General features: G+C 42.0%; 22 protein-coding genes and 1 other RNA gene. 20 read left to right on the top strand and 3 right to left on the bottom strand.

Translation table 11 applies throughout. From position 1 onward, the window contains the following. The first annotated feature begins 22 nt into the window (after positions 1 to 22). From ACTW1R_RS08680 to ACTW1R_RS08630, 11 genes are all read left to right on the top strand, one after another. Positions 23 to 724, top strand: a complete 702-nt coding sequence (locus tag ACTW1R_RS08680) for a DnaD domain protein (protein ID WP_074933746.1) — start codon at positions 23 to 25, stop codon at positions 722 to 724. 24 nt (positions 725 to 748) lie between these two features. Then, positions 749 to 1,405, top strand: coding sequence for an endonuclease III (gene nth, locus ACTW1R_RS08675; protein ID WP_142974276.1), 657 nt, complete (start codon positions 749 to 751; stop codon positions 1,403 to 1,405). A gap of 598 nt (positions 1,406 to 2,003) precedes the next feature. Beyond that, positions 2,004 to 2,378, top strand: coding sequence for an EF2685/EF0750 family sortase-dependent surface protein (locus tag ACTW1R_RS08670; protein ID WP_142964949.1), 375 nt, complete (start codon positions 2,004 to 2,006; stop codon positions 2,376 to 2,378). 14 nt (positions 2,379 to 2,392) lie between these two features. After that, positions 2,393 to 3,196: a WxL domain-containing protein gene (locus ACTW1R_RS08665; RefSeq protein WP_142964948.1), complete on the top strand. Its 804-nt coding sequence runs from the start codon at positions 2,393 to 2,395 to the stop codon at positions 3,194 to 3,196. A gap of 41 nt (positions 3,197 to 3,237) precedes the next feature. Beyond that, positions 3,238 to 4,050, top strand: coding sequence for a WxL domain-containing protein (locus tag ACTW1R_RS08660; protein ID WP_010748398.1), 813 nt, complete (start codon positions 3,238 to 3,240; stop codon positions 4,048 to 4,050). Between the two features lie 13 nt (positions 4,051 to 4,063). Continuing rightward, a complete protein-coding gene (locus ACTW1R_RS08655; protein WP_271813829.1) occupies positions 4,064 to 5,191 on the top strand; it encodes a WxLIP family cell surface protein in 1,128 nt (375 codons plus the stop codon). Position 5,192: 1 nt separating this feature from the next. After that, a complete protein-coding gene (locus tag ACTW1R_RS08650) occupies positions 5,193 to 8,246 on the top strand; it encodes a pectate lyase-like adhesive domain-containing protein (protein ID WP_375826383.1) in 3,054 nt (1,017 codons plus the stop codon). Positions 8,247 to 8,505: 259 nt separating this feature from the next. Next, on the top strand, positions 8,506 to 10,557 hold the full coding sequence (locus tag ACTW1R_RS08645; protein WP_142974273.1) for a glucosaminidase domain-containing protein: 2,052 nt from the start codon (positions 8,506 to 8,508) through the stop codon (positions 10,555 to 10,557). Between the two features lie 18 nt (positions 10,558 to 10,575). After that, a complete protein-coding gene (gene lepB / locus ACTW1R_RS08640; RefSeq protein ID WP_015509748.1) occupies positions 10,576 to 11,055 on the top strand; it encodes a signal peptidase I in 480 nt (159 codons plus the stop codon). A 121-nt stretch (positions 11,056 to 11,176) separates the two neighbouring features. Further along, positions 11,177 to 12,028: a hypothetical protein gene (locus ACTW1R_RS08635; protein ID WP_223597333.1), complete on the top strand. Its 852-nt coding sequence runs from the start codon at positions 11,177 to 11,179 to the stop codon at positions 12,026 to 12,028. Then, on the top strand, positions 12,028 to 13,227 hold the full coding sequence (locus ACTW1R_RS08630; protein ID WP_142974272.1) for a hypothetical protein: 1,200 nt from the start codon (positions 12,028 to 12,030) through the stop codon (positions 13,225 to 13,227). The genes ACTW1R_RS08635 and ACTW1R_RS08630 overlap by 1 nt, the downstream gene beginning before the upstream one ends. Before the next feature lie 77 nt (positions 13,228 to 13,304). Here ACTW1R_RS08630 and ACTW1R_RS08625 read toward each other — a convergent pair whose 3' ends face one another. Further along, positions 13,305 to 15,626, bottom strand: a complete 2,322-nt coding sequence (locus ACTW1R_RS08625; protein ID WP_271813822.1) for a PBP1A family penicillin-binding protein — start codon at positions 15,624 to 15,626, stop codon at positions 13,305 to 13,307. A gap of 1 nt (position 15,627) precedes the next feature. Beyond that, entirely contained in the window at positions 15,628 to 16,254 is a 627-nt protein-coding gene (gene recU, locus ACTW1R_RS08620) for a Holliday junction resolvase RecU (RefSeq protein ID WP_010748391.1), read from the bottom strand. A gap of 70 nt (positions 16,255 to 16,324) precedes the next feature. On the opposite strand from recU, the gene ACTW1R_RS08615 reads away from it, so the two are divergent. From ACTW1R_RS08615 to ACTW1R_RS08580, 8 genes are all read left to right on the top strand, one after another. Next, the gene (locus tag ACTW1R_RS08615; protein WP_005226143.1) at positions 16,325 to 16,870 is read left to right on the top strand and encodes an SLOG family protein; all 546 of its coding nucleotides are present in this window, start codon (positions 16,325 to 16,327) and stop codon (positions 16,868 to 16,870) included. Between the two features lie 71 nt (positions 16,871 to 16,941). Then, a complete protein-coding gene (gpsB, locus tag ACTW1R_RS08610) occupies positions 16,942 to 17,352 on the top strand; it encodes a cell division regulator GpsB (protein ID WP_005226142.1) in 411 nt (136 codons plus the stop codon). Positions 17,353 to 17,376: 24 nt separating this feature from the next. Then, positions 17,377 to 17,742, top strand: an RNA gene (rnpB, locus tag ACTW1R_RS08605) — RNase P RNA component class B. 66 nt (positions 17,743 to 17,808) lie between these two features. Then, positions 17,809 to 18,972, top strand: a complete 1,164-nt coding sequence (locus tag ACTW1R_RS08600) for a THUMP domain-containing class I SAM-dependent RNA methyltransferase (RefSeq protein ID WP_010748389.1) — start codon at positions 17,809 to 17,811, stop codon at positions 18,970 to 18,972. After that, on the top strand, positions 18,969 to 20,483 hold the full coding sequence (locus tag ACTW1R_RS08595) for a carboxypeptidase M32 (RefSeq protein WP_270290407.1): 1,515 nt from the start codon (positions 18,969 to 18,971) through the stop codon (positions 20,481 to 20,483). Before ACTW1R_RS08600 ends, ACTW1R_RS08595 begins: the two co-directional genes overlap by 4 nt. Before the next feature lie 146 nt (positions 20,484 to 20,629). Next, positions 20,630 to 21,289, top strand: coding sequence for an HD domain-containing protein (locus ACTW1R_RS08590; protein WP_010748387.1), 660 nt, complete (start codon positions 20,630 to 20,632; stop codon positions 21,287 to 21,289). An 83-nt stretch (positions 21,290 to 21,372) separates the two neighbouring features. Beyond that, the gene (locus ACTW1R_RS08585; RefSeq protein WP_005226138.1) at positions 21,373 to 21,753 is read left to right on the top strand and encodes a hypothetical protein; all 381 of its coding nucleotides are present in this window, start codon (positions 21,373 to 21,375) and stop codon (positions 21,751 to 21,753) included. After that, the gene (locus ACTW1R_RS08580) at positions 21,750 to 21,983 is read left to right on the top strand and encodes a hypothetical protein (protein ID WP_010748385.1); all 234 of its coding nucleotides are present in this window, start codon (positions 21,750 to 21,752) and stop codon (positions 21,981 to 21,983) included. The genes ACTW1R_RS08585 and ACTW1R_RS08580 overlap by 4 nt, the downstream gene beginning before the upstream one ends. 156 nt (positions 21,984 to 22,139) lie before the next feature. Here ACTW1R_RS08580 and ACTW1R_RS08575 read toward each other — a convergent pair whose 3' ends face one another. Then, entirely contained in the window at positions 22,140 to 22,466 is a 327-nt protein-coding gene (locus tag ACTW1R_RS08575; protein ID WP_010748384.1) for a hypothetical protein, read from the bottom strand. A 93-nt stretch (positions 22,467 to 22,559) separates the two neighbouring features. On the opposite strand from ACTW1R_RS08575, the gene ACTW1R_RS08570 reads away from it, so the two are divergent. After that, positions 22,560 to 23,723, top strand: coding sequence for a VanZ family protein (locus ACTW1R_RS08570; RefSeq protein ID WP_271813821.1), 1,164 nt, complete (start codon positions 22,560 to 22,562; stop codon positions 23,721 to 23,723). The last annotated feature ends 34 nt before the right edge of the window (positions 23,724 to 23,757 follow it).

The raw sequence follows: 23,757 nt of genomic DNA, 5'->3' as shown, positions 1-23,757 counted from the left end.
GCCAAGGAGAAGAGGATGTAGTATGGTTTCGTTAAAGGAATATTTGGCAAAAGGGCAAACGACGATTTCAAATTTGCTTTTAGAGAATTACCATCATCTTGGTTTGACGAATGATGAATTTTTGTTATGGCTGCAACTGTATCGCAGCCATGAGCAAGGCAATGATTTTCCAGATTTACGTGAGATCGCCTCGATGATGGGCAGCGACCAAAAAGAGATCTATCATTGGTTGAATCAATTGCTGAAAAAAGATGTGCTGCGAATGGGTTCAAAAAAAGACGACGCAGGAAAAATGGTTGATTATTATGATTTCACTGGCATTTATGAGCGACTCGAGTTTCTTTTGCAGCAGCAATCTAAAAAAGAAGTCGCTGAAACAAATGAAGAGAAGATACGCGAGTTGTATCGTTTATTTGAAGGAGAATTTGGTCGCCCCTTATCGGCGATCGAATACCAACGGATCGGGCAGTGGTTGGATGAGGACCACTATGATCCCGAGCTGGTCCAGTTTGCTTTGCGAGAAGCGGTCTTGAATCAAGCGTATAGTTTAAACTATATCGATCGTATTTTGCTTTCGTGGGAACGCAAGAATATTACCTCAAAAGCGCAAGTAGAAGAAGAGCAAAAAAGAAGAAAAAAACAGTTTCTTCAAAATGAAACCACGCCACAAGAAGATGGCCCAATGCCCAAAATCCCTATGCATAATTGGTTAGAAGGAGAGTAAGATACAAGGAGTTTAATTTGCCCAATGATCAGTAAAGAAAAAACAATGACTGCGATAGAAATAATGTATGAGATGTTTCCTGAAGCACATGGAGAACTAGTGTCAAAAAATGCCTTTGAATTGCTGATTGCTGTCATCCTAAGCGCACAGGCAACGGACGTGTCAGTCAATAAAGTGACACCGGCACTTTTTGAAGCATATCCAACGCCGCAGGCTCTCAGCGAGGCGCCGTTAGAAGACATTGTTGAAAAAATCAAATCGATTGGTCTCTATCGAAACAAAGCGAAAAATATCAAAGCTTGTGCCTCTGAATTGTTGCTGCGTTTTGGAGGCCAAGTGCCTCAAACCAGAGAAGACTTAATTTCTTTGCCAGGTGTCGGCAGAAAAACAGCGAACGTCGTTCTTGGCGATGCATTTGGCATTCCAGCAATCGCTGTCGATACGCATGTCGAGCGGGTATCAAAAAGGCTGCGCATCTGTAAACTAGACGCCAACGTATTAGAAGTCGAACAAACATTGATGAAAAAGATTCCAGATACGTTGTGGGTCAAAACGCATCACACGTTAATTTTCTTTGGTCGTTATCATTGCACAGCCCGGGCACCTAAGTGTGAGGTTTGTCCATTGTTGACAATGTGCCAAGAAGGAAAACTTCGGATGAAGGGGAAGAAAACCATTTAATGGTGAACATAAACCAAAAGTAACTAGGATCAAGACGCTAAGCGAAATCGCTTAGCGTTTTTTTTTTGCACAAATTGATAAAAAAAACAGGTAATTAACGTAATACCCTTTATTAAAGCCCTTTCAAGTAACTGGAAAAACATAAGCTTACCGAATTTTTTTGATTACACCACTCAAAATCAGGTGTTTTTTCACAAAGAGATCGTGTGAGGGGTGATGCTCGATGCGAAATGAACCTTCCGATACGCCTTTTTTTTGAAACTATTTGTAAGCTTAGTATGATGGGTTTTTTTTGCACAATTTTCATCCTTTCTTTTTATAAAAATGCTTATTTTTAGTCAATAAAACGTAAAATTAATAAGAAAATTCACCTATTGGTGAAAAATAGTATTTCAAATCTGTGAAAATCATCAGTATAGTGAACTTTGTCAAAGGTTATAAGTCTTTCTCTGCTATTTTACGAATGACAGAAAAAGCGTTGCACAGTTCAAATGATTCTGTAACGATCTCAAAATCATTTTTTGTTAACGGGTCTTAGACAAACGCAGTTTTGAAAAGATCACTTATAAGATCTGGCAAGTATAGAGGAGGAGGGAGAATGAAAGGAGAAAAGTTATGGAAATTAGTTCGTATGGTTCTGTTTTGCACTCTTTTTTATGGGATAACTATTTCTACGGCAGCGGTGAATGCTCAGGAAGTGCAGTCGGTTGAAACAGAAAGCTCTGTGCTTTTTACCGGTGTTTATGAGCCTATTGGGCAACCCGAACCAGCACCGCCAGCAGGCCCTACAGAGAATATCTCGCCACCAAACGAGGTAGCAAAACCAGGTGGTATTTTACCAAAGACCAACGAGACAAGAACTTACGGCGTAATCTTACTTGGATTACTGCTCGTACTGGTTGTATTGTATGTGCAATATACCAAACATCGATCAAAATTTATGATGGTTAAAAAGAAAAGACAAATAATTTGAAAGCAGGGATGAATTTGAAATTCGTAAGATTTGCATCGGCAGCTGTTTTAGCTGCAACTTTACTTACTATTAGCGCGCAAGCCTTCGCTACTGAAAGTGTAACAAACCATGATACAGAAGGGAAAGTTCTCTTTGTACCAAACGATAGCGAAGCAACAGTGGTTCAACCACCAAATCCTGGTCCTAATGGTCCAGATGTAGAGATCGATCCAGTCGGCCCGGAAGGACAAACGGGACCATTGACGATTGCTTACGCACCTACGCTTAATTTCGGTGAGCAAGTGATTTCTAATACCGATCAAGAATATAAGCTAGTGGCTGAATTACACAAGCTAAAAGATGCGGAAGATAGTGAAGAAAGAGTTCCTTATGTTTCTTTTGCCCAAGTCCAAGATACGCGTGGGACAAATGCTGGGTGGGATTTAAAAGTTTCCTTAAGTGCTTTTGAATCAGGAACACAAAATAATGAACTGACTGGAGCAAGAATTCGTTTTAATTCGCCAAAATTGGAATATAACGGAAGCAACCAAGAAAATGAACCACAAATTCATGCGGATGGATTGATTTTAGATGCTACAAATAGTGAGCGTTCGGTTCTGACCGCTGCTCAAACAAAAGGTGCTGGCGTATCGTCAGTCGTTTGGGGCGATCAGGAAGAAATCAATCGACAAGTGGAAGCAGGCGCAGAGGTTGTTGAAAATGCTGGAATCGAGTTACTTGTTCCTGGATCAACAGCAAAAGACGCTGCTCTTTATGAAGCAACCCTTACTTGGACATTGGCTGCAACAGCTGGACCGGACGGAGAAACGGTTCAATAACTTAGTTTTGTACTGAATAAAAAAGAAAGAAGGAACTAGAAATGAAAAAGATTCGTTTAGCTACGGTCGCTGTATTATCCACCACTTTACTAGCAGGAGGCGTTCAAGCCTTTGCCCAATCTTCATTAGAAACGACTACCGATAACGTTGTAGGATTTACCTCAGACGGAAGCGATCTAACAGTGGTACAACCGCCAGTCGTGCACCCAGAAGTAGAAACGATCGAACCAACACCGCCAGGACAAACGGGTCCATTTACCATTGCTTATGCACCACAAACATTCGATTTTGGTCAGAATGCTATTTCTACCAGTGATCGTTGGTATTCGATCGTTGCTGATGAGCGTAATTTGGCTGATCAATCAGGTACGACACCGTATGTATCGTTTGCCCAAGTGCAAGATACCCGAGGAACGCATGCTGGTTGGACATTAAATGTTAGTCTAACTGATTTTACTTCTGAATCAGGGGATGTCTTGACTGGGGCAAAAATCAAGTTGGCAAACCCTGAGATCGTGTTCAACAAAGGCGAGGGTGATCCAGACTTACAGCCAAGTGCCGTTATCAATAATGAAGAACAAAATGCGTTGATCCTAGATGTCAACGATCAAGACATTCCTGTCATGCGTGCTTCGGTCGGTCAAGGCGCGGGCGCTTCATCGATTTACTGGGGAGATCAAGAAAAATTGACGGAACAAAATCTTAATAAACAAGAAGGCGAAATTATCAGAAATGATGATATTCAACTATTTGTACCAGGTTCTACCACGCAGCTAGCAACTAACTATACTGCGGAAATGACATGGACGCTAACTGCTTCTGTTGATAGTGGCGGCGAAACAGTAAATCCGTAAGAAGGATCATAGCTTGCAACAAGAAACAACTGGCGGGAATAGTAAATTATTCCTGCCTTTTTTGGAAGGAGAACCACTTTTGACTGAACAACGTATGAGAATGAAATGGATAAAAACGGTTACCTATGCGGTCATCCTATTATCATTCTTTTTTTCACCAAGATTGAGCTATGCTCAGACAGAATCAGAATTAAACTTCTATGTGACGCCTATCTTACCGGAAAGTCAGCTGGAAGGAGGGGCATTGGGGTATTTCGATTTAAATCTTGGGGCAGGAGAACGTGATGAATTGGCTTTAGAGATCGAAAATGGTTCTGATCAAGCGATCGAAATAGAAATTTCTGCCCATACGGCATTTACGAATGTGAATGGTGTTGTGGAATATGGTAGGGATGCAGAATCCCCTGATCCGACTTTACCTGCATCAATTGATGAACTGGTAGAGGTGCCTGAAACCGTATCGTTCGATCCATTAGAAAAACGAATCATTTCTTTACCGATTACGATGCCAGAAGAGGAATTTAAAGGGGTTTTGGCAGGTGGCATTCGAATCAAAGAGGTTATTTCGGAAGAGGAGCAAACACAATCTGCTGAACAAGGATTAGGTATTCGGAATGCATTTTCCTATGTCATTGGTGTGGTAGTAAGCAACAATCGGTCCGCAACGGATCCGGGATTGGAACTGCTTGATGTTTTTGCCGATCAAGTAAACTACCGAAACGTATTTAGTGCTGTTATCCAAAATTATACTTCAACATTTGTCAATCAATTGGAAGTAACAGCTGAAATTCGATCTATTGGCAGTGAGACAATTTTATATGAAACAAGTCAATCAGCGATGCAAATGGCTCCTAATTCACATATGCATTTCCCAATTCCCTTGAATGGCGATCGTTTTCGTAATGGGGAGTATGTATTGAATCTTACTGCGCGGTCAGGAGAGGAAGAGTGGTCTTGGGAACAGACATTTAGCGTAGAGGCAGAAGATGCTCGCCGCTTAAATGAACTCGATGTCACTGTAGATACGTCACTCAATTGGTGGATGATCGCCACGGCTGGTCTAATCAGCTTGTTTCTATTGCTTGCGATCATCCTAATTGTTCGTCAGAAAAAAAATGCAAAGGAAGGTGGGAAAAGTTGAAATGAAGAATACCCCACACAAGGTAATAATTGCGATCATTATTGGATTGCTAAGTGTGCAAACTTTTTTTCCAAGTCTGAGCAGTTTACTATTGCCAGAAATCCACGCCATCGATCACACGATTGAACCATTGGACGAAACGCATAACATGTCCTTGCTTGATAAAGCAACACAACCGATCCAAACAAAAGAATTTGACATCCATACCCCTTTTTTTCAGTTTCCAGTTAGTGTGATTGAAGGTGTCGTGGATCAACCGATCGATGTTTTCGTCGTATCAAGCCAACCGTTAGATGAGATTACGCTGGTTGTAGCGAAAGAAGCAGCGATCGCGGAAGAAGAATTTGCTGCAGAAGTGAAGAGTAAAAAGCTGTCTGAAGAAGAACAGGAATGGATGCTTACCTTTGATGAAGAGCTAATAGAGTTCGAGATTCCTATCGTCTTTAATAAAATAGGCGATTATCAACTGGTTATAGGTGAAGCGGAACTAACGATCGAAGTACAGGCAGAAGATGACGAGGAAGAGGACTCGGATGATGATGCAGATAATGAAACGATCGAGACAGAAGTCTCACCATCAGAGACGCCGCAGGAAGGGGAACGAACCACGCAACCTTCCAATGACGCGAACCTAAACGAGAATCAGCAAGACACAGAAGCTGATCAAGCAGAAGCGATTGCCCAATTGACAGAACCGGTCACACCGTTAAACGAAATCAGTCACCGGGATGTTTCCAACTGGCAAGAATTTATGGCGGCAATCGTGAACAAAGATGTAAATTATATCAATATCGTAAACGACTTTGAATCTTCGGATAATCCTACTCAAGGAGTTTCTGGAGTGGCTGCGGGAAGTGCAACTTCCAACCCAACAAATGGATTAGCCTATATTTGGACCAATGCTTCTGGAATTTCAAGAACGCTTGTGATCGAAGGCAATGGGTATCAAATCGACTTTAGAGCTGTTGCTGTCGGATTTTATGATAGTACCGTCAATAGTGCAACGCCGTGGGACATCACGTACCAAAATATCGATATCGTTCATGGCAACTATTATGGCTTCATGAATTTTACGAATATGAGCATTCCACAACAGAATCTATCCAGAATGCGCTACCATAATTTGACCAATGCGGGAAATCAATTGATTCACTCGCACGCAACACCTGTCGTTATGTCTGGCGAGGTAACATCGCATCAATCACCGACGTATACGTCCCGATCAGGACGAGTACAAACGATCAACGCAACGAATCAGGTAAATATGGAAATAACCCAATTAGAAGTTCTCGATAACGCAGTAGTTGACATGTCAACGATTAATGCGGGAAATATTTATTTGTACTATGCAACGGGTCGAATGATTATTGGCGATGATGTGAAAATGACCTTGCGAACAGCTGGCACAGGAGGAGAAGCCTATGGGGCAAATATTTACATTCAAAATGGTCGGATCGATATCGGTAATCGATCAGAGCTTCATTTGAATGCTCGAGCCAACTCCCCCGCAATCAGTATGTATGCTAGCGGCGCCCACTTTGAAATGTCTGAGGATAGCAAAGTGGTAATCAAAGCTGACGGACGTACCACAAGCCTCAATGGATGGGGCTATAACATTATCTACATGGGTGCTGGAAGCACGATGCTTATTGGAAATAAAAGCAGTGTCGAAATTGATGCAGTGAATCAAGGGACCACTACATCCGGAGTGATCCATGTAGCCGGTGCCGCCACATTTATTGTTGCTAAAGAAGGAATCTTGGATATTAAGTCAGACGGAACCAATCCCTCTCATTCCTTGATGACATTTTTGAGCTCGGCCTCAACCTTCACTTTTGCGGATGCACAACGCATCAATTTAGAGAAAACAAGGGCGGTTACCGGAAATGCAGCAAATAGCAGCCTTATTTCGATCTCCGGCAGCGGTGGGCTATTAGATGTGGATATTCAAGCAGCGAAACAATGGCGGCACGGAAACTTGACGGAGGAACCAGACTTCAGTTGGAGTCCAATCTTCAACTTAAAAGTGAATTTTGCCTCTACCTTGTCATCGATTTCGAATGTTTCTTCCATCTCTCAAGAGATCGTTGATCATTTTCGCGCGAATTTTACCACAAGAGCACAACGTATCCTATTTGAATATATTCCAGATGTCGAGGTTCATTTAGAACCATTAACGGAAGACCCGGCACTGGAAGGCTCAAGAATCATTAGGGGAAAAGCCACACCTTATAGTGTGATTCGTTTTGACGGAGATCCAGCGATTCCCGCACCGCAACTGCAATCACCCTCTTTTGATGATAACAGCTTGTTCCATCTTCAAGCAGATGCCAATGGTGATTTCAGCTTGACCTTAGCCGAGGGGGATCGGTTTACAAAACATAATACGGTGACGGCTTACGCTTTCTTAAATGGAAAATTTGATACAGCTGAAACAGTTGTTCAAGAGATTGCCACAATGAATCCACGAGATCCGATCGCGCCAGATATTGAAGTAAATCCAGAAAATAAACCGGATATACCAGAACATTTAGGGTTTATCAGTATCGATTTCATCTCCCAGTATAGCTTTGGAGATGTATCAATAAGTGCAGATACCAAACAGTACAAGGCATTGCCGCAACGTCTTAGCAGTGCAGATGGCTCAGTAACTGAGGAACGGCCAAATTACGTGCAGATTTCTGACCGTCGCGCTCAATTTACCGGCTGGGAACTAAACGCGACATTATCCGCTGCAGGATTTCGTAATGATCGAGGAGAAGAACTTCGGGGTGCACGAATTATTTTAGAAAATGCAGTTATGCTGACGAATGCTGCCAATTCAGCAATTCCTCCCACTTATAGTGAATCAATGATCCTTGATCCTGGGGTACCCGCTTTGATCGCTGAAGCAGATGCAAATGAAGGAAGCGGTACCTGGATTCAGCGCTACGGGGATATGGGGACGATGGGGGATAGTGTCAAACTTGAAGTACCCATTGGATCAAATCCGCGTAACATGACCTACCAAGCAACGATTGAATGGGAGTTAAGTTTTGTCCCATCTACCGAATGATCAATGCTCAATCTTATCAAATGGAAGCTGTTGACGCCTATGACAGCTTCCATTCTTGATAGGAAGATAGTGAGTAAATCGCTTGAAAAGCAGTGGGTTTTACCGTTTTTTTGCGGTAGATCACGCTTGCTTCATAGTAACCGCGAAGATATAGAGTTCACCTAAACTCGTGCAAAAACTATTCAAGCAGCTTTGAATCAGTTCGTCAGGTTTTGTTCAAAACCAATGATGCCAGCTGAAACAAGAGAAAGGAAACTGTATGAAGAGTAAAAAAAAGAAGTCATATCTGACATTATTCAGTGCTGGGATTTTAGCAAGCCAACTTTTTGTTTCTCCCGTATTGCTGGCGAAAGAAAGCCCTCAGCCTGATAACTATTCAGAAAATACAAATGTCGAACAGCAACTTGATGACCAAGATTCATCGGCAGCAGAAGACCAAGAAAGTCAAGAAGACGTCAGCAAAGAGCAAACGGAGGACTCGACCGAGTTATCCTCCGAATCAAATGAACCGCTTATGGATTCAGAAACAGCAGATCCCGTTGTAGAATCTCTTGATTCGTCTGAAGAATCAGACTCAACACAAACGACCGAGTCAGCGGAAACGACCGAACTAGAGGAATTAGAGTCCACGGAACCTTCCGAGGAAGAGGAAAAAATAGATGCTGAAACGGACGATCTAGAAGTAGAAACAGAGAACAAGCCAAAAGAGACCGACTTGATTGATGAGTCATTGGCACCAAAAGAAAATGAAATTTCAACTGAGAGCAACGAAAATACTGAAAATGCAAAAAAAGAGGAGCCGAAAACACCTCCGATTATTGCACCTGAGCAAGTAATAAACCCTGTCGTTCAATCACCAGATGCTACTTCTCACTTGAAAAATTCTTTTTATGATGGACGTACCATTGATTTACCAGAGAGTTTTCGGGCAGCGAAGATCGCAGATTCGAATCTGTTAGATTTCACCTTGCCAATATTAGCTGATTATGATGCCCAATGGCAAGCGGCATTGGTCTACGAGATCATCGGGCAAATTGGTGAACTAGAAGAACCATCGACAATGGACGAATGGATTAATGAACGGATCAAAGCGGTTATAGAAGGAAAAGCTAGCTGGATAGAAAAAGAACAGCAGGTTGAACAATTAAAACCGGGGGATCTTTTATATGACGCAAATAAGTTAATCGGTATCTACCTCGCAGATGGTTACCAAGCAAGTTTAGTGACAAATCAAGAAGAGTCAACGAAAACTGCCATCGAAGTTCAGCGGGTTTCAATCGAAGAGCCGCTATCGATCAGACGGCTATCAAATCCTGAATTGGCTACATATGGCGAAAAGCTAGTTACTGAATATCCAGCCCCTTACGAATTTACAGTGAATCAAAAGACCCAGACGTTTATTGAAACATTGGCACAAGAAGCCCAAAGCTTAGGGCAAGAATACGATGTCTTTGCTTCTGTATTAATCGCGCAAGCGATCCTTGAAAGCGGCAGTGGCGACAGCGGGCTTTCCAGCAGTCCCCATTATAACCTTTTTGGGATCAAAGGCAGTTATCAAGGAAGCAGCGTGACTTTACCAACAATGGAAGATAAAGGCAACGGAGAACTATTCCAAATTCAAGCAGCCTTTCGTTCCTATTCAAGTTATCGAGATTCGATGGCAGATTATGTCAAATTGATTCGCGGAGGAATCACTGGAAATCCAACCTTTTATCAAGACGTGTGGCGCTCTGAATCAAAAAACTATCTTCGGGCAGCAGATGCTTTGACGGGCACTTATGCGACCGATGTTAATTATAGTAAAAAAATCAATTCACTGATTGCGGTCTATGGATTGACGCAATATGACCAAGTGATCGCAACAGAAACAGGCTTGTTTATCCAAGGAAAAGAACAAATTCCAGAAGAGTATCGCTCCCTCATGACATTTCCAGAATACAACGGTCGTGACTACAATCTTTCTGGTTCGTATCCTGTTGGACAATGTACTTGGTATGTGTTCAATCGGGTGAGTCAATTAGGCGGTCAAGTAGATGACTATATGGGAAATGGTGGTCAATGGGGCAATACCGGACGACGTTTAGGTTACAACGTCAGTCAAACGCCTAAAGCAGGTAGTATGATCTCTTTTGCACCTGGAACAGCTGGATCTGATCCTCGTTATGGTCATGTCGCTTTTGTTGAAGCCGTTGGTCCAAATGGTATTTTGGTTTCAGAAGGAAATGTCTATGGTGGAACCACAATCTCTTATCGCGTGATCAGCAATGAATTGGCGCACTCATCAAGTGTTTCATATATTATGCCAAAATAAGGATGGAGGGCTGGCAATATGAGTAAAAGGCATAGACAAATAGGTCTTCCTATCAGCGGTATCTTTTTGATGGTCCTTTTGCTTATTGCGTTTCTTCAGCCGTATCGACTGGCGTTAGTCAGAGGAACGTCCATGCTGCCGACGATCGAGGATCGACAAGTTGTGCTGATTCATAAAAAGCGCCAGCCAAATCGCTATCAGCTGATCGCTTTCGAACAGGAAGGAAAATTTTTGATCAAGAGAGTGATTGGTGTGCCGGGGGATTCCTTCGTTCGTACACAGGAGCGGTTGTTGATTGGGGCGGAGGATACTGACTTTGATTTTTCATTTATGATCACTGTGAAGGATGAAGCCGTTGAGGCGTTGCCGATTCGGGGGTACCTCAAAGAAGATGAGTACTTTGTCGTTGGCGATGCACTGCTCACTTCAAGTGATAGTAGAGAATTTGGAATCATTTCAAGTAAAACCTTTTATGGTGTGGTGACCACGTTCTTCTGACACATCAGCTTTTTGAAAGGAAGTTTGCGATGATTCATTTCTTGCAACATATCAACGAGACTAAGTTTGTATCAAAATGGATGAATAAAACGAATTTTAGTTTTGATGGAAGGAAGAGACTGTGATTTTTATCTATATTGGGATGATACTGCTTGCCATTGGAGCAGGTAGTATCATCGGTTGGCGATTGTATCGAGAATATTTATTAAGAAAAGTTGAAAAGCAGCTGTCGTCAGATGCTTTAGCCAAAAGGAAACTGCGTTTATTTAAGCACAACCTGCGCAGTGGGCACCTGCTAATTTTATTGGGCTGCAGTAGTGCCATAATCGTAAGTGTCTTGCTACTAACAGTTTTTCAGCTGACAGGCGGCATTCATTTGCAAAAGCTGCAAGAAGAAACCAGTCAATTGAAAGAGGAAGTCTTCGCGCTAAGAACTGAACAAACGGAATGGGTGCGGATGCCGATTTTTGCATATCCTGAGAACGGCTTTTCTTTTGAAGCGATTGATTGGGAGCATTTACTCGTCTCCAATGATCGTGAAGCACAGTTTGCAGCTGAATATGAGTTGGCCTATCAGTTATCACCATATCTAGGTCGCACTGTAGCGATGATTTTTGTTGATCAGCCTTTGCAAGAAATCTCCATTGTTCTATCTAGCAAATTACCATCAATTGATGACTTAAACGGATGGGAAGAGAATTTTTCTCGTCTACTCCATGATATGCAGAACGTTCCCCTGATCACCCAAGGAACCTTCTCTGTCCAATTTTCCAAGGATTCTGATCAGTCCTTTGAGCAGACGATCATTCGTGACGAGAATGGGGTCTGGACCCTTTTAGAACGCAGATTCCCAAACACTGATGCTCAAGAAGTAGCCAACAACGAGAGGAGCGAGAGCATATCGTCTACTCCTCAAACGGATCAAAGTGAAACGATCAATACAAATGAACAAAAAGGCAGTGTGAAAAATTAATGATGAAAAAGAAAAACAAAGGTTGGTTTTCTGCCCAAAAGCTAATGGATGAAGTGAATCAATTATCCATAGAAGAGCTGAATGAATTTGAGGAGACAAATCAAGAAGAGGGAATCGTTGAGGATCAAGGGTCCGCAAAGGCTACCCCTGAAAAAAATGAGGACGAGACCAATCGACCAGCAGACAATGAACTCCCTAAAACCCAGAAAGAAGCAGTAAAACCTGTCGCACAAACTTTCGCAAAACCGATTTCTCACCAAAGAGTGGCTGGAGATCAGCAGAAAGAGCAAAGTGTCAAAAAGATAGCAGTGCAGCAAAAGTCCTCTGGCAACCGTGATAGCTACGCCAAGGATAGTCAACTCGTTGAAGATAAAGGAGAACGTATGGAGAAAGAATTGAGTACAAACCAGACAAATAAGCAAGAGTCAAAAGAACAAGACAAGGATCATATGATTGAAAATTTATCTTTTGAAATCAAAGAATTGATTTTAGAAAATGAGCAACTACAGGAAGAAAAAAATCAGTTAAAAAAACAGCAGAAGGTAGTGGCTCAACAAGAAGCAGAGGCAAAAGAATTAAAAGCTTCGCTAGTAGAAGCGAATAAGAAAGTCAAAGACCTAGAAGAGCAGCTTGCAAAAGTAGATACAGAAAAACTTGAAGTAAAAATCCAGCAATTAGAAGCCAAGTTAGCTGTTCAGCAAGAAAAAGAGCAACAAGAGAAACAAACTTACGAAAAGGAACGCGCTGAATGGACCTTGAAGCGGCAAGAAATCCAGCAGCTGCAAGAGGTAATTGCTGATTTGAAACAGCAATTGGCAGAAAAAGAAGAGCTTGCTGCAAATGTATCAGCTAGCGAATCAAATGAAGAAGTCGCAGAGCTTCAGGCGACAATCGAAGCATTAAGGGAAGAAAATGCAGCCCTACAAATCGAAAACGAGCAGTTCCAAACAGAAATCAGTGAGGTCTTAGTCTTTGCTAGAAGAAAAGCGAATCGCACAATTCAGGAAGCGAAAATCGAATCTGAACGAATGATCCGTACAACAGAAATGCGGATCGATGGGATTCATGATCGTGCCAAAGAGATTCTTTTTGAAGTGAACGAGACGAAAGAAAATGTGATTCACTTGTTTGACGATCTGCATAATCAAGTTCATCAGCTTTCCGATAAAAAATTGCTGTTTGAAGAGCTTGAAAAGTAAGCTTCTACATTTATATGGCAGGAATTAAAAAAAACAGTAGATCAGATTTTGATCTACTGTTTTTTTGCGATTCTCCATTATTCGACACTACCATCGTTTGGTTCCGGCGGGTCCGGTGGTGAGGAAGGATTATCCTCACTGCTGGAAGGTGTTGTTGAACCGGGATCCTGACTAGAAGCAGGAGGCGTAACGACCGATGATGAATCATCCTCATCAGGTGTTGTCACTGGTGGTGTTACTTCGCTTGATGATTCTGTTGTACTTGATGGTGTTGATTCGCTACTTTCTGTAGAAGGTGTCGTTGGTTCAACGTAGGAACTGCTGCTGGACGAACTTGGTGCTGAATAGCTTGGTTGGGTGTACGTCCCTTCAAGATAAAGCTCTCTTCCGATCCGTGTCAATCCGTCAGGCATTGTCCAGTCCGTGTTTTCTACAGAAGCAGAAACATAGCGCATCAATTCACGATAGACATCTGAAGCCACATGGGTACTACTATCAGTGATCGGTGTCATTTTGTCGTTGTAGCCTGTCCAAACCGCCAATGAGTAGGAGGGAGTATAGCCGGCAAAGGTAATATCAGGGTAGGCGCCATTCGATGTATCCAGTTGTGCTAACTGGTCATCGGTGTAGTTGGACGTTCCCGTTTTCCCTGCTTGGTACAAACCATCGATTTGCGCGTTGGTTCCAGTTCCGACAGAAATAACATCTTTCAAGATATCGGTCACCATGTAAGCTGTCGTATCATCCATTGCTTCTTGACCAGAAACTTTAAAGGATTCTTCGTCTTCTGTGCCATCTTGCATGACGATTTTATTGACGTACTGTGGTTCATAATAGGTGCCACCATTTGAAAACGCAGCGTAAGCAGCGGCCATTTTAAGACTGGAGATCCCATACTTTGTGCCATCCAATTTATCCGTATTGCTGGAAATCGCATTGGATTGGGTGATCGTATCATATTCGATTCCTAAACCACTGAGAAAGTCTGCGATATTGTCCGCGCCGACTTCATCAAACAGCTTCACTGCCGGCACATTTCTAGACTCTGCTAGAGCGGTCCGCAAGGTGATATTGCCCATATATTGGCGATCCCAGTTGTAAACAGGAATATTCGTCCCTTTATATGTGTAAGGTTCATCTAAAATCATTCTACCCGTGGAATCTTGTAGAAATTGAAAGGCAGGGCCGTAGTCTGTGATTGGTTTGACGGTCGAACCAAAGTCTCGTGCGACATTGACAGCCAGGTTATTTGCTAGAACATCATCAACATTACGGGCACCGATCTGAGCGGTCACCTTGCCTGTGTTAACATCAACTAAGGTAGCGGCAACTTGCATCTTGTCATCTGGGTAATCAACGTAGTCGTCACTGTTGACGATGTCATATAATCGTTTTTGTGCATTGATATCGACATTAGTATAAATATCTAAGCCGTCAGTATACACATCTTTCCCAGTTTTTTCTTTGACTTCAGCGATCACTTCGTTAAAGTAGTTGTCAAAGTATTTCCACTCTTGGTTTTCACGGGGATTGTCTTGCAAGCCTTCTTGAATATCCTCGGCAACGGCCGCATCATATTCCGCTTGCGTGATTTTTTCATTTTCCAGCATCGCACCTAAAACAACATCTCGCCGACTTTTCGCATTATCAGGATGCGCAAATGGGTCAAAAGCTGAAGGGGCATTTGGTAAACCGGCAATCAAAGCGGTTTGCGCAAGGTCTAGTTCAGCTAACGGCTTGCCGTAAAACTTCATTGCGGCCGTTTGCATCCCATATACACCATTGGACATATATACTTTATTGATGTAGTAAGTGAGGATCTCTTGTTTTGATTTCATTTGTTCAAGACGAACCGCCATCCATGCTTCTTGTGCTTTTCGACGTAATGTTTGGTCTTCAGCGCTGGTAGAAAAGAAGGACAGCTTGATCAATTGCTGTGTCAACGTACTTCCGCCTTGCATACCGCCGGTTGTGGCATTGGATAATGCGGAACCGACGATCCGAATCGGATCGACTCCGATATGCTGGTAGAAGCGGCGATCTTCGACAGAGACGATCGCGTCTTCCAGCAGTTGAGGAATCTCACTTGCTGTAATTTTTTCTCTGGTTTCACTACCGAATTCAGTGATCAATTCGCCATTTGACGCATAGAAACGAGAAGAAACCGTTGAATCCAAACGTGTTTCATCAAGTGCAGGCGCATCTTTGGCATACCACCAGAATAGCCCCATCCCGGATAGAATCCCGATACAGCCCAAGAAAAACAGCCCCATAAATACTTTTAAAAGAATACTCCCAATGCTTCGTTTGCCTTTTGCCTTAGGAGGCTTTGGTGCTTTTTTAGCTGTACCTTTTTTAGAATCATGCCGAGAGGTCCTCGATTGTGATCCATTTGCCATACTAATCATTCTCCTTCATCGTTAAAAATTGATCAACTGCTTTTAAATAGGGAATACGCGGCGCAATTGAAGGGATGATTTCAATCCCATTCGTTTCAATATAGGCCAGTGTCATTGATTTTTTCCCCGTTTCTTTTTGCAGGTGCCATTGAGAAATTAAGCACTTGCTATCGAGAAAAAAGCAGCGTTGTAGACTAGAAAACCATAAAAGAACGAAACATAAACCCGCTTGTTCCAAACAGTCTTCCATATGCTTGATTTGGTGTGGATGAAAATTTTTAAAGGGAAATGACGTTTTGTTTTGAGTCTCTTTCGCTTCAAAGTCGATATATTGCCCTTGATAAACCCCATTGTAATCAGTGGTGGATGCCTCACGGAAATAGGCTTCTTTGATTACGGCGGCGCTTCTTCTTGGATAATCTACTTTCACGATTTGAATTGGTGTCGGTTTCTTATGAATGACAGCAAGTTTCCGATTCAAATAATAAAGGTTGCTTTCATTGATCGCTTCTTCAAAACGCATCCCACGATTGGCATACGTTTTTGGCTTTATTAGTTTCTCTTGCATTTTTTGTTTTTTGCCGTCATCATAGGTAGTAGATTGTCCATTCGGGTAACGAATAACCATGTTGTTCACACTCCTAGGCAACATTATACCAAAAAGTCGTTTGGAAAGAAAAGAGATGACCAGAGAAACAATGAAAACCTTATACTTTACTGGCTATCGTAATTATGAATTAGGTGTCTTTCAAGCAAAAGATCCCAAGATTGCAGTTATTAAGAAAGTAATAATGTCGACTTTGACCAATTATGTCGAAGAAGGGTTAGAATGGCTCTTGATCAGCGGGAATCTTGGAGCGGAGCTGTGGTGTGCCGAAGCCGTTGAACAATTAAAACAAACATACCCAGAACTGAAACTAGGAATTATTTTTCCTTTTGAAGGGTTTGGTGAAAATTGGAACGAAACAAATCAGCAGGCACTGCAAACAGCGAAGTCATTTGCCGATTATGTCAATGCCACCAGCCATAAGCCTTACCAAGACCCCAGTCAATTAAGAAATCACACGGCATTTTTACTGGAGCATACCGAAGGCGCACTTGTGTTATATGATGACGAATTTCCAGGAAAACCTAATTATTTCTTAAGAGATGCCAAAGCTTATAGTGAGCAAAATCCCTACTTTATTCATCAAATAACAATGGATGACCTACAAAACGCAACATTTGATAGTAATTTACTTTGATTTTCGTATATTTTTTGATAGAATGGTCTAGAAAGTGAAAACCATTTGGAATAAACAATGAGGTGTAAATAATGGCAAATTTAATTTATAGTCCAAAAGATATTCTGCAACAAGAATTCAAAACAAAAATGCGCGGGTATGATCCAGTTGAAGTGGACGAGTTTTTAGATAATATCATTAAAGACTACGAAAGCTACAATAAAGAGATCTTAGCCCTGCAAGAAGAAAATGACCGTCTGACAGCGAAAATCGATCAATTGTCGAAAAACCAAGCGATCGCATCTCGTGTTCAACAAGAAGCGCCGAAAAGCCAAACCGTTACAAACTTTGATATTTTGAAACGTTTGTCTAATCTTGAAAAAGAAGTGTTTGGCAAAAAGCTTGATCGTGAATCAGAACCTGTCACTCGTTCTTCTTCCTACAACAGCAACTATACAAATGCTGATTTTGAAGATGACAACGAAAAAACCCGTCAATTCTAATCTAATGTAGAAAAGATAGTTGTGGTTTTCGGGTAATTGCGGCATAACTCGATTATGCTGAGGAAAGTCCATGCTCGCACAAGCTGAGATGCTTGTAGTGTTCGTGCCTAGCGAAACCATAAGCTAGGGTACTTGAGAAAGTAACGGCAGGAAAAATGGCTAAGGTGTAAGCTATGCCAAAGTATCCTTGAAAGTGCCACAGTGACGAAGCAAGGCGGGAAACCGTCTTGGTGGAACGCGGTAAACCCCTCGAGCGAGCAACCCAAACAATGGTAGGGGCACTTTTTGCACGGAAATGAACGGAGCAAGAAGGCAAGTAATTGCAGATAGATAATTACCCAGTGTTTTCTTCTCCCTGAGGAAAATACGGACAAAACATGGCTTATAGAAAATCACAACCTATCAGGGAATCCTTCCAGCAACGGAAGGTTTTTTTATACCAAGAAGGAGAGCGTTATGACTGAAAAAACATTTAATTGTATTGCCACCGCTGCGAGCGGTTTAGAAGCACTAGTGGGCAAAGAATTACGGGATTTAGGGATCGAGTGTGAGGTTGAAAACGGCCGAGCGCGTTTTAAAGGGACGATGGAGACCATTGCTACCGCGAACTTGTGGCTCCGTACAGCGGACCGTATCAAAATCGTCGTCGGGGAATTTGACGTATTGACTTTCGATCAGCTGTTTGAAGAAGTTAAAGCGTTACCGTGGGAAGACTTTTTACCTTTAGACGCTGAATTTCCAGTAGCTGGAAAATCAATCAAATCAAAATTGTATAGTGTACCTGATTGTCAAGCGATTACCAAAAAAGCAATCGTCAATCGTTTAAGAGAAGTATACCATCGTCCAGCAAGTGTGCCGCTGACTGAAACGGGCGCTTTTTTCCAATTAGAAGTCGCTTTATTGAAAGACCATGCGATGATCACATTGGATACGACTGGCCCTAGTTTGTTTAAACGTGGCTATCGTTTAGAAAAAGGAGGCGCGCCGCTGAAAGAAAACATGGCTGCGGCTTTAGTGATGCTGACAAATTGGTACAAAGACAAGCCGTTTGTCGATCCTGTTTGTGGATCAGGCACGTTGTGTATTGAAGCAGCGTTGATCGGTCACAATATCGCCCCTGGCTTTAATCGGGAATTTGTTTGCGAAACGTGGGATTGGTTCCCAGCAGAAGTATTTGAAAAAGTACGGAAAGAAGCAGATGAAGCAGCAGATTATGATGTCGAATTAGATATTACCGGTTCGGATATCAATGGTCGAATGATTGAGATCGCCCGCAGAAATGCGGAAGAAATCGGTCTAGGAGACTCGATCACCTTCAAACAACAAGCCGTTAAAGACTTTAAAACAGAAAAAGAGTATGGTGTCGTTGTGGCTAACCCTCCTTATGGTGAACGCTTAGGAGAAGAAGCGTCCGTTCAGCGATTGTATCAGGAAATGGGCCAAGTGTTTCGGCCGCTAAAAACCTGGAGCAAGTACTTTTTGACCAGTGACTTGACTTTTGAGACCCATTACGGCGAAAAAGCGACAAAAAAACGCAAATTATACAACGGTGCGATTCGTACCGATCTCTTCCAATACTGGGGACAACGTCCGCCACGCAAAAAGGAGTCTGCTGAATGAAAGAACAAGAATTTCTGAAAGAATTAAAAGAAATCGATCTATTACAACAAGCAATGGGGATCTTAGGCTGGGATAATCAAACAGGGATGCCAGAAAAAGCCAGTGATTACCGTGCGGAAGTTGACAGCTATTTATATGGTCTATACTTTGATAAAAAAGTGGGGGAACCAATCCAAGAAGCGATCAGCTATTTCGGGAAACACCCAGATGAATTATCAGAAGTAGGGAAAGCTGCGTATCAATTAGTCAAAGAAGAATATGAATTGCAAAAAGATGTACCCAATGAGTTGGCGATGGCGGCTTCCGCAGCTACGTCAAAAGCACATACTGCTTGGCTAAAAGCCCGTAAAGAAAAAGATTTTACTTTATTTAAAGACGCTCTTTCTGAAAACATTCGCTTGACGAAAGAATTGATTCCTTATTGGAAGAAAAATGAGCTGACGAACTATGACGTCTTGTTAAACCAATACGAGCCGAATATGACGGTTGAGATCTTGGATAACGTATTCTCACAAGTGAGAGACGGTATCATGGATATTCGTCGTCAATTGGCTGAAAAAGGAACCGCGCCAGACACTTCGATCCTTTCACGTAAGATGACCGAAGCGCAACAACGTAAATTTATCTCAAAAGTGATCGCCGACTTAGGCTATGACTTTTCTCGCGGCCGTTTGGATAATACGGTCCACCCATTCGCTACGGGGATCAACCACAATGATGTACGGTTGACCACACGCTGGAGCGAAACTGACTTTTCGATGGGACTGTTCGGTGTGATTCATGAAGCTGGTCACGGGATGTACGAGCAAAACATCGATGAGAAATACGAAGGCACGCCTGTTCATGAAGGGGCGTCCATGGGAATCCACGAATCCCAATCGCTGTTTAATGAAATCATTATCGGCAGCAACCGTAATTTCTGGGCAAAGCAATACCCATTTTTCCAAGAATGTGCGGAAGGCACGTTCGATGATGTGTCTTTTGACACTTTCTATGACTCCTTAAAGCATTCAAAAGCTAGCTTGATCCGTATTGAAGCCGATAGTCTGACATATGTCATCCATATCATTATTCGTTACGAGATCGAAAAAATGATCTTTAACGAAACCGTATCGATCGATGAACTGCCAAAAATCTGGAATGACAAATACGAGGAATATTTAGGGATTCGTCCAGAAAATGACTTGGAAGGGATCTTACAAGACGTTCATTGGTCTGGTTCAAGCTTCGGGTATTTCCCATCCTATGCTCTAGGATATATGTATGCAGCGCAATTACTCCACGCTATGGAAAAAGAAATCAATGTCGATGAAGTGTTGGCTTCGGATGATTATTCACCGATTCGTAAATGGCTGACTGAAAATATTCATCAATATGGCGCATCCAAGAAACCAAATGAATTGATTTTAGATGCAACGGATGAATTATTGAATCCTCAATATCTATTAGACTATTTACGCAAGATCTATTTTAGCGTCTATAAAATCAGCGAGACGCAAGATTTCGCTTAAAAGTAACGAGTGGAAAGAAGCTTCGCAAGACGTTGCCGCCCCAATTATTTCATGGGGTGCTCGTCTTGTTGAACTTCTTTTCCTTTTGTATCAATCACCATCGAAAAAAGAAGGCTAGCTGCTTTCATATCGAAAGAAGGAAAAAAATGAAGGAAGAAAACAATGTTGCCGATCTTAGCAAAGTAATTGCTTATGCCGAAAGTATTCTGGGGAATGATTACACAGGACATGGGTTTGATCATGTCAAACGAGTGGCTGGGTTAAGTCAAGCCATCATTGATGCCGACGAATTGGCAGTTGATTGCTTTGTCGTACAGGCGGCAGCCTATCTCCATGATACGGTGGATGACAAAGTTGTGGCGGATGTCACAGCGGCGTCTAATGAAGTGCGAGCTTGTTTGACCACAGCGGGAGCCAGTGAAGCACAAACGAAAGAAATTTTTTCTATTATAGAGAATCTGTCTTTTTCAAAAGAACTTTTGCAAGGCGCGCAAGTTGTCTCAGTAGAAGGCCGCGTCGTTCGTGATGCAGATCGTCTCGATGCTTTAGGTGCGATCGGTATTTTACGGACGAGTTATTTTGGTGGCAGTCATCAACACCCGATCCATGTCAGTGACTTAGCCCCAAAGACGTTTCAAAATCATGAAGATTACCGAAAAGGAACGACGGTGATCAATCATTTTTATGAGAAACTATTTTTGCTTCCTGAAAAGATGACCACGGCGTATGGCAAAAAAGAAGCCCAACGACGTGTGGCTTTCATGAAGGATTTTTTAGAAGAATTCTATGCAGAGTGGGATGTTTAACTTTGTTTAGAGTTTTTTAAACTGAAATTCGATTATTTCCTTTTTCCTCCATTGTTCTTTATAATAATAAGTACAAAGGAGGGATGGAAATGTACTACCAACAGGCATTACAACCGAATGAACTATTGCCAGCGATTTCCAATTCAGGGGAATGCTTTTTTGTCATTCGGGCTGAGCTACCCATCCGGCAATATCAAATCGCAGTCTATCTTTACGACGATCAATTCTTTTTGTTGCAAGATGATCGCTTGTTTGATCAAATCGACCAAATCTCTAGTGAAACATTAGGGGATGAAGAAGAGATTTTACCATTTATCGAAGAAGCGCTGGAAGAAAACCATTATTTATTAGTGGAAAAAGCGTTTATTCGTTTAGATCTATCTACTTTACAAAAGATGACCGATCTTACTAGTTTCGATATCTTGTTTTATGAATTTTTTGACTCATGGGGGGAAGAAGGATGAAACGGACTGAATACGTAACGCTACAAGACCAAACATTGATCGACCTATTCCAGCAGTTAGGAGAGGATGTTTCGAATCTCGAGCTGATCGATGAAGAAAAGAATATCGATGTGGTGGTTGTGTCGAATAGTGACTGGCAATATTTATTGGAGCAAGTCAATGATGATGTGAAAGAGTCTTTTGCTGATACCTCAGAGACAGATCTGGATGAAGAACTAGCCGACGAATAAACCTTTTATTAGTTGATAAACTGTTTTACTACGAAAGTGGCGGATGGATCTTTAGAACGGGTCTAGCAATCTAGGCAGCTTACCAAAAAAATACGAAGCGATCTCATTTCCCGTCAAGAGGAGCAGGATCAATTCGTATTTCTAGGTAAGTTGTTTTTATTTTGTTCGCAGACGAACGTTTTTGACTTTTAAATAGCCGCGAATCAAGTTGACAATCAGTAAAAGAATGCCCACAATCAATGGAATCGCTAATAAGTAAGGCGAGTAAAGGTGGGTTTCTTGCACGTGTTCAAGAGATGTTTTCTCCACTTCATTGATGGCTTGTTGAATGACTTGTAAACTAAATCCTGTCAGAAAACCAGCAATGATGAAAAGGACGAAGCCTAAATAGGGAATATCGGAAGACCGGCGAAAAAGAGCAAAAGCTGCATATAAAACCAAAAGGAATGCCGGTACGCCAAAGGCAAAATAGGGATTTAACATGGTTTTTTAACCTCCTTTTCTTTTATGATACTCCAAAATTTACGTTTTGGGAAATAGCGTGTAAGATAAAAAGAAAACGTGAAGGAGTTCTTTATGTCCGCTTATATTACCCCAATAAAGGTTGCCTTGCTGGTTTTTCCTTTCCTAGCATTGGCGATATCAATGATTTTTTTTGTTATCCAATATCGAAAATACGGTCGTTTTATCTTGTCACGCGCACTGGTTCTGTATTCATTTGTCTTCTATTTATTGTGCGCCTATTTCTTAGTTATCCTACCATTGCCCTCGATCGAAGAGGTAGCACAGATGACTGGTCCTAAGATGGAATTGCAGTTAGGGGCATCGTGGCAACATTTTGTCCAACAGACCGTCTTAAACATTCACGATCCGCAAACCTATCTTCCCGCTATGAAGCAGGGGGTCTTCCTTGAGCCACTCTTTAATTTATTGTTGACCTTACCATTTGGGGTCTATTTGCGTTATTACTTCAAATGTTCCTTTTTAAAAACACTCGTTATTACGTTTTGCTTGACGTTGTTTTTTGAATTAACGCAGTTGACGGGACTGTATTTTATTTATCCTCGTCCGTATCGCTTATTCGATGTCAATGATCTCTTTGTCAATACAGTTGGAGGGCTTGTGGGCTGGACGATCGCCCCACTTTTTACGTTCTTATTGCCATCAAGGGAAGAGATGGATGCCGATTCTTACGCCAAAGGCACTCGGGTGACTGTGACACGAAGGGTGTTTGCTTGGTTGATCGACTGGGGAATACTGAATGTGGTCAGTTTTATTGTGGTGATCGCTGTTCGTTTGCTCACTCAACAGACGGTACGGGACTTTAGTGGGGACTATTGGTACTTTGCTCTTGAAGTGTTGCTGTACTTTGTGTTGTTGGCTTACCTTGCCAAAGGACAAACGATTGGAAAAAAACTCGTACGAATCAAAATCATGCAAGAAGGCCGTGAGCGTGTCAGCTTGGAGGCTTTATTGAAACGCTATGGTTTGTTTTATCTGATTTATGCCAGCATCAGTCGGGTCAATATCTTTTTCGCACCGTTTCTTGAGTCCAACAATCTGCTGCTTTTAGTCGTTAGTTTGTTGATGGTAGTTATTTTTGGGTTGATCCAGTTTGGTTTTTACTTGAATCTCTTGTGGGCAGCAATAAAAAAAGAAAGCCGCTTTTTCTATGAATGCCGCAGTGCAACGTATACTATCAGTACGATCGATCCTCAATCGATTACAAAAGAAAGTTAGGAAAACAAGGCAACATATGCTATAATCCAAAGGA

This window comes from Enterococcus sp. R12 (assembly GCF_058135755.1).
Note: the sequence above shows the minus strand (reverse complement) of the source record. Positions and strands in the feature narration are given on the sequence as shown.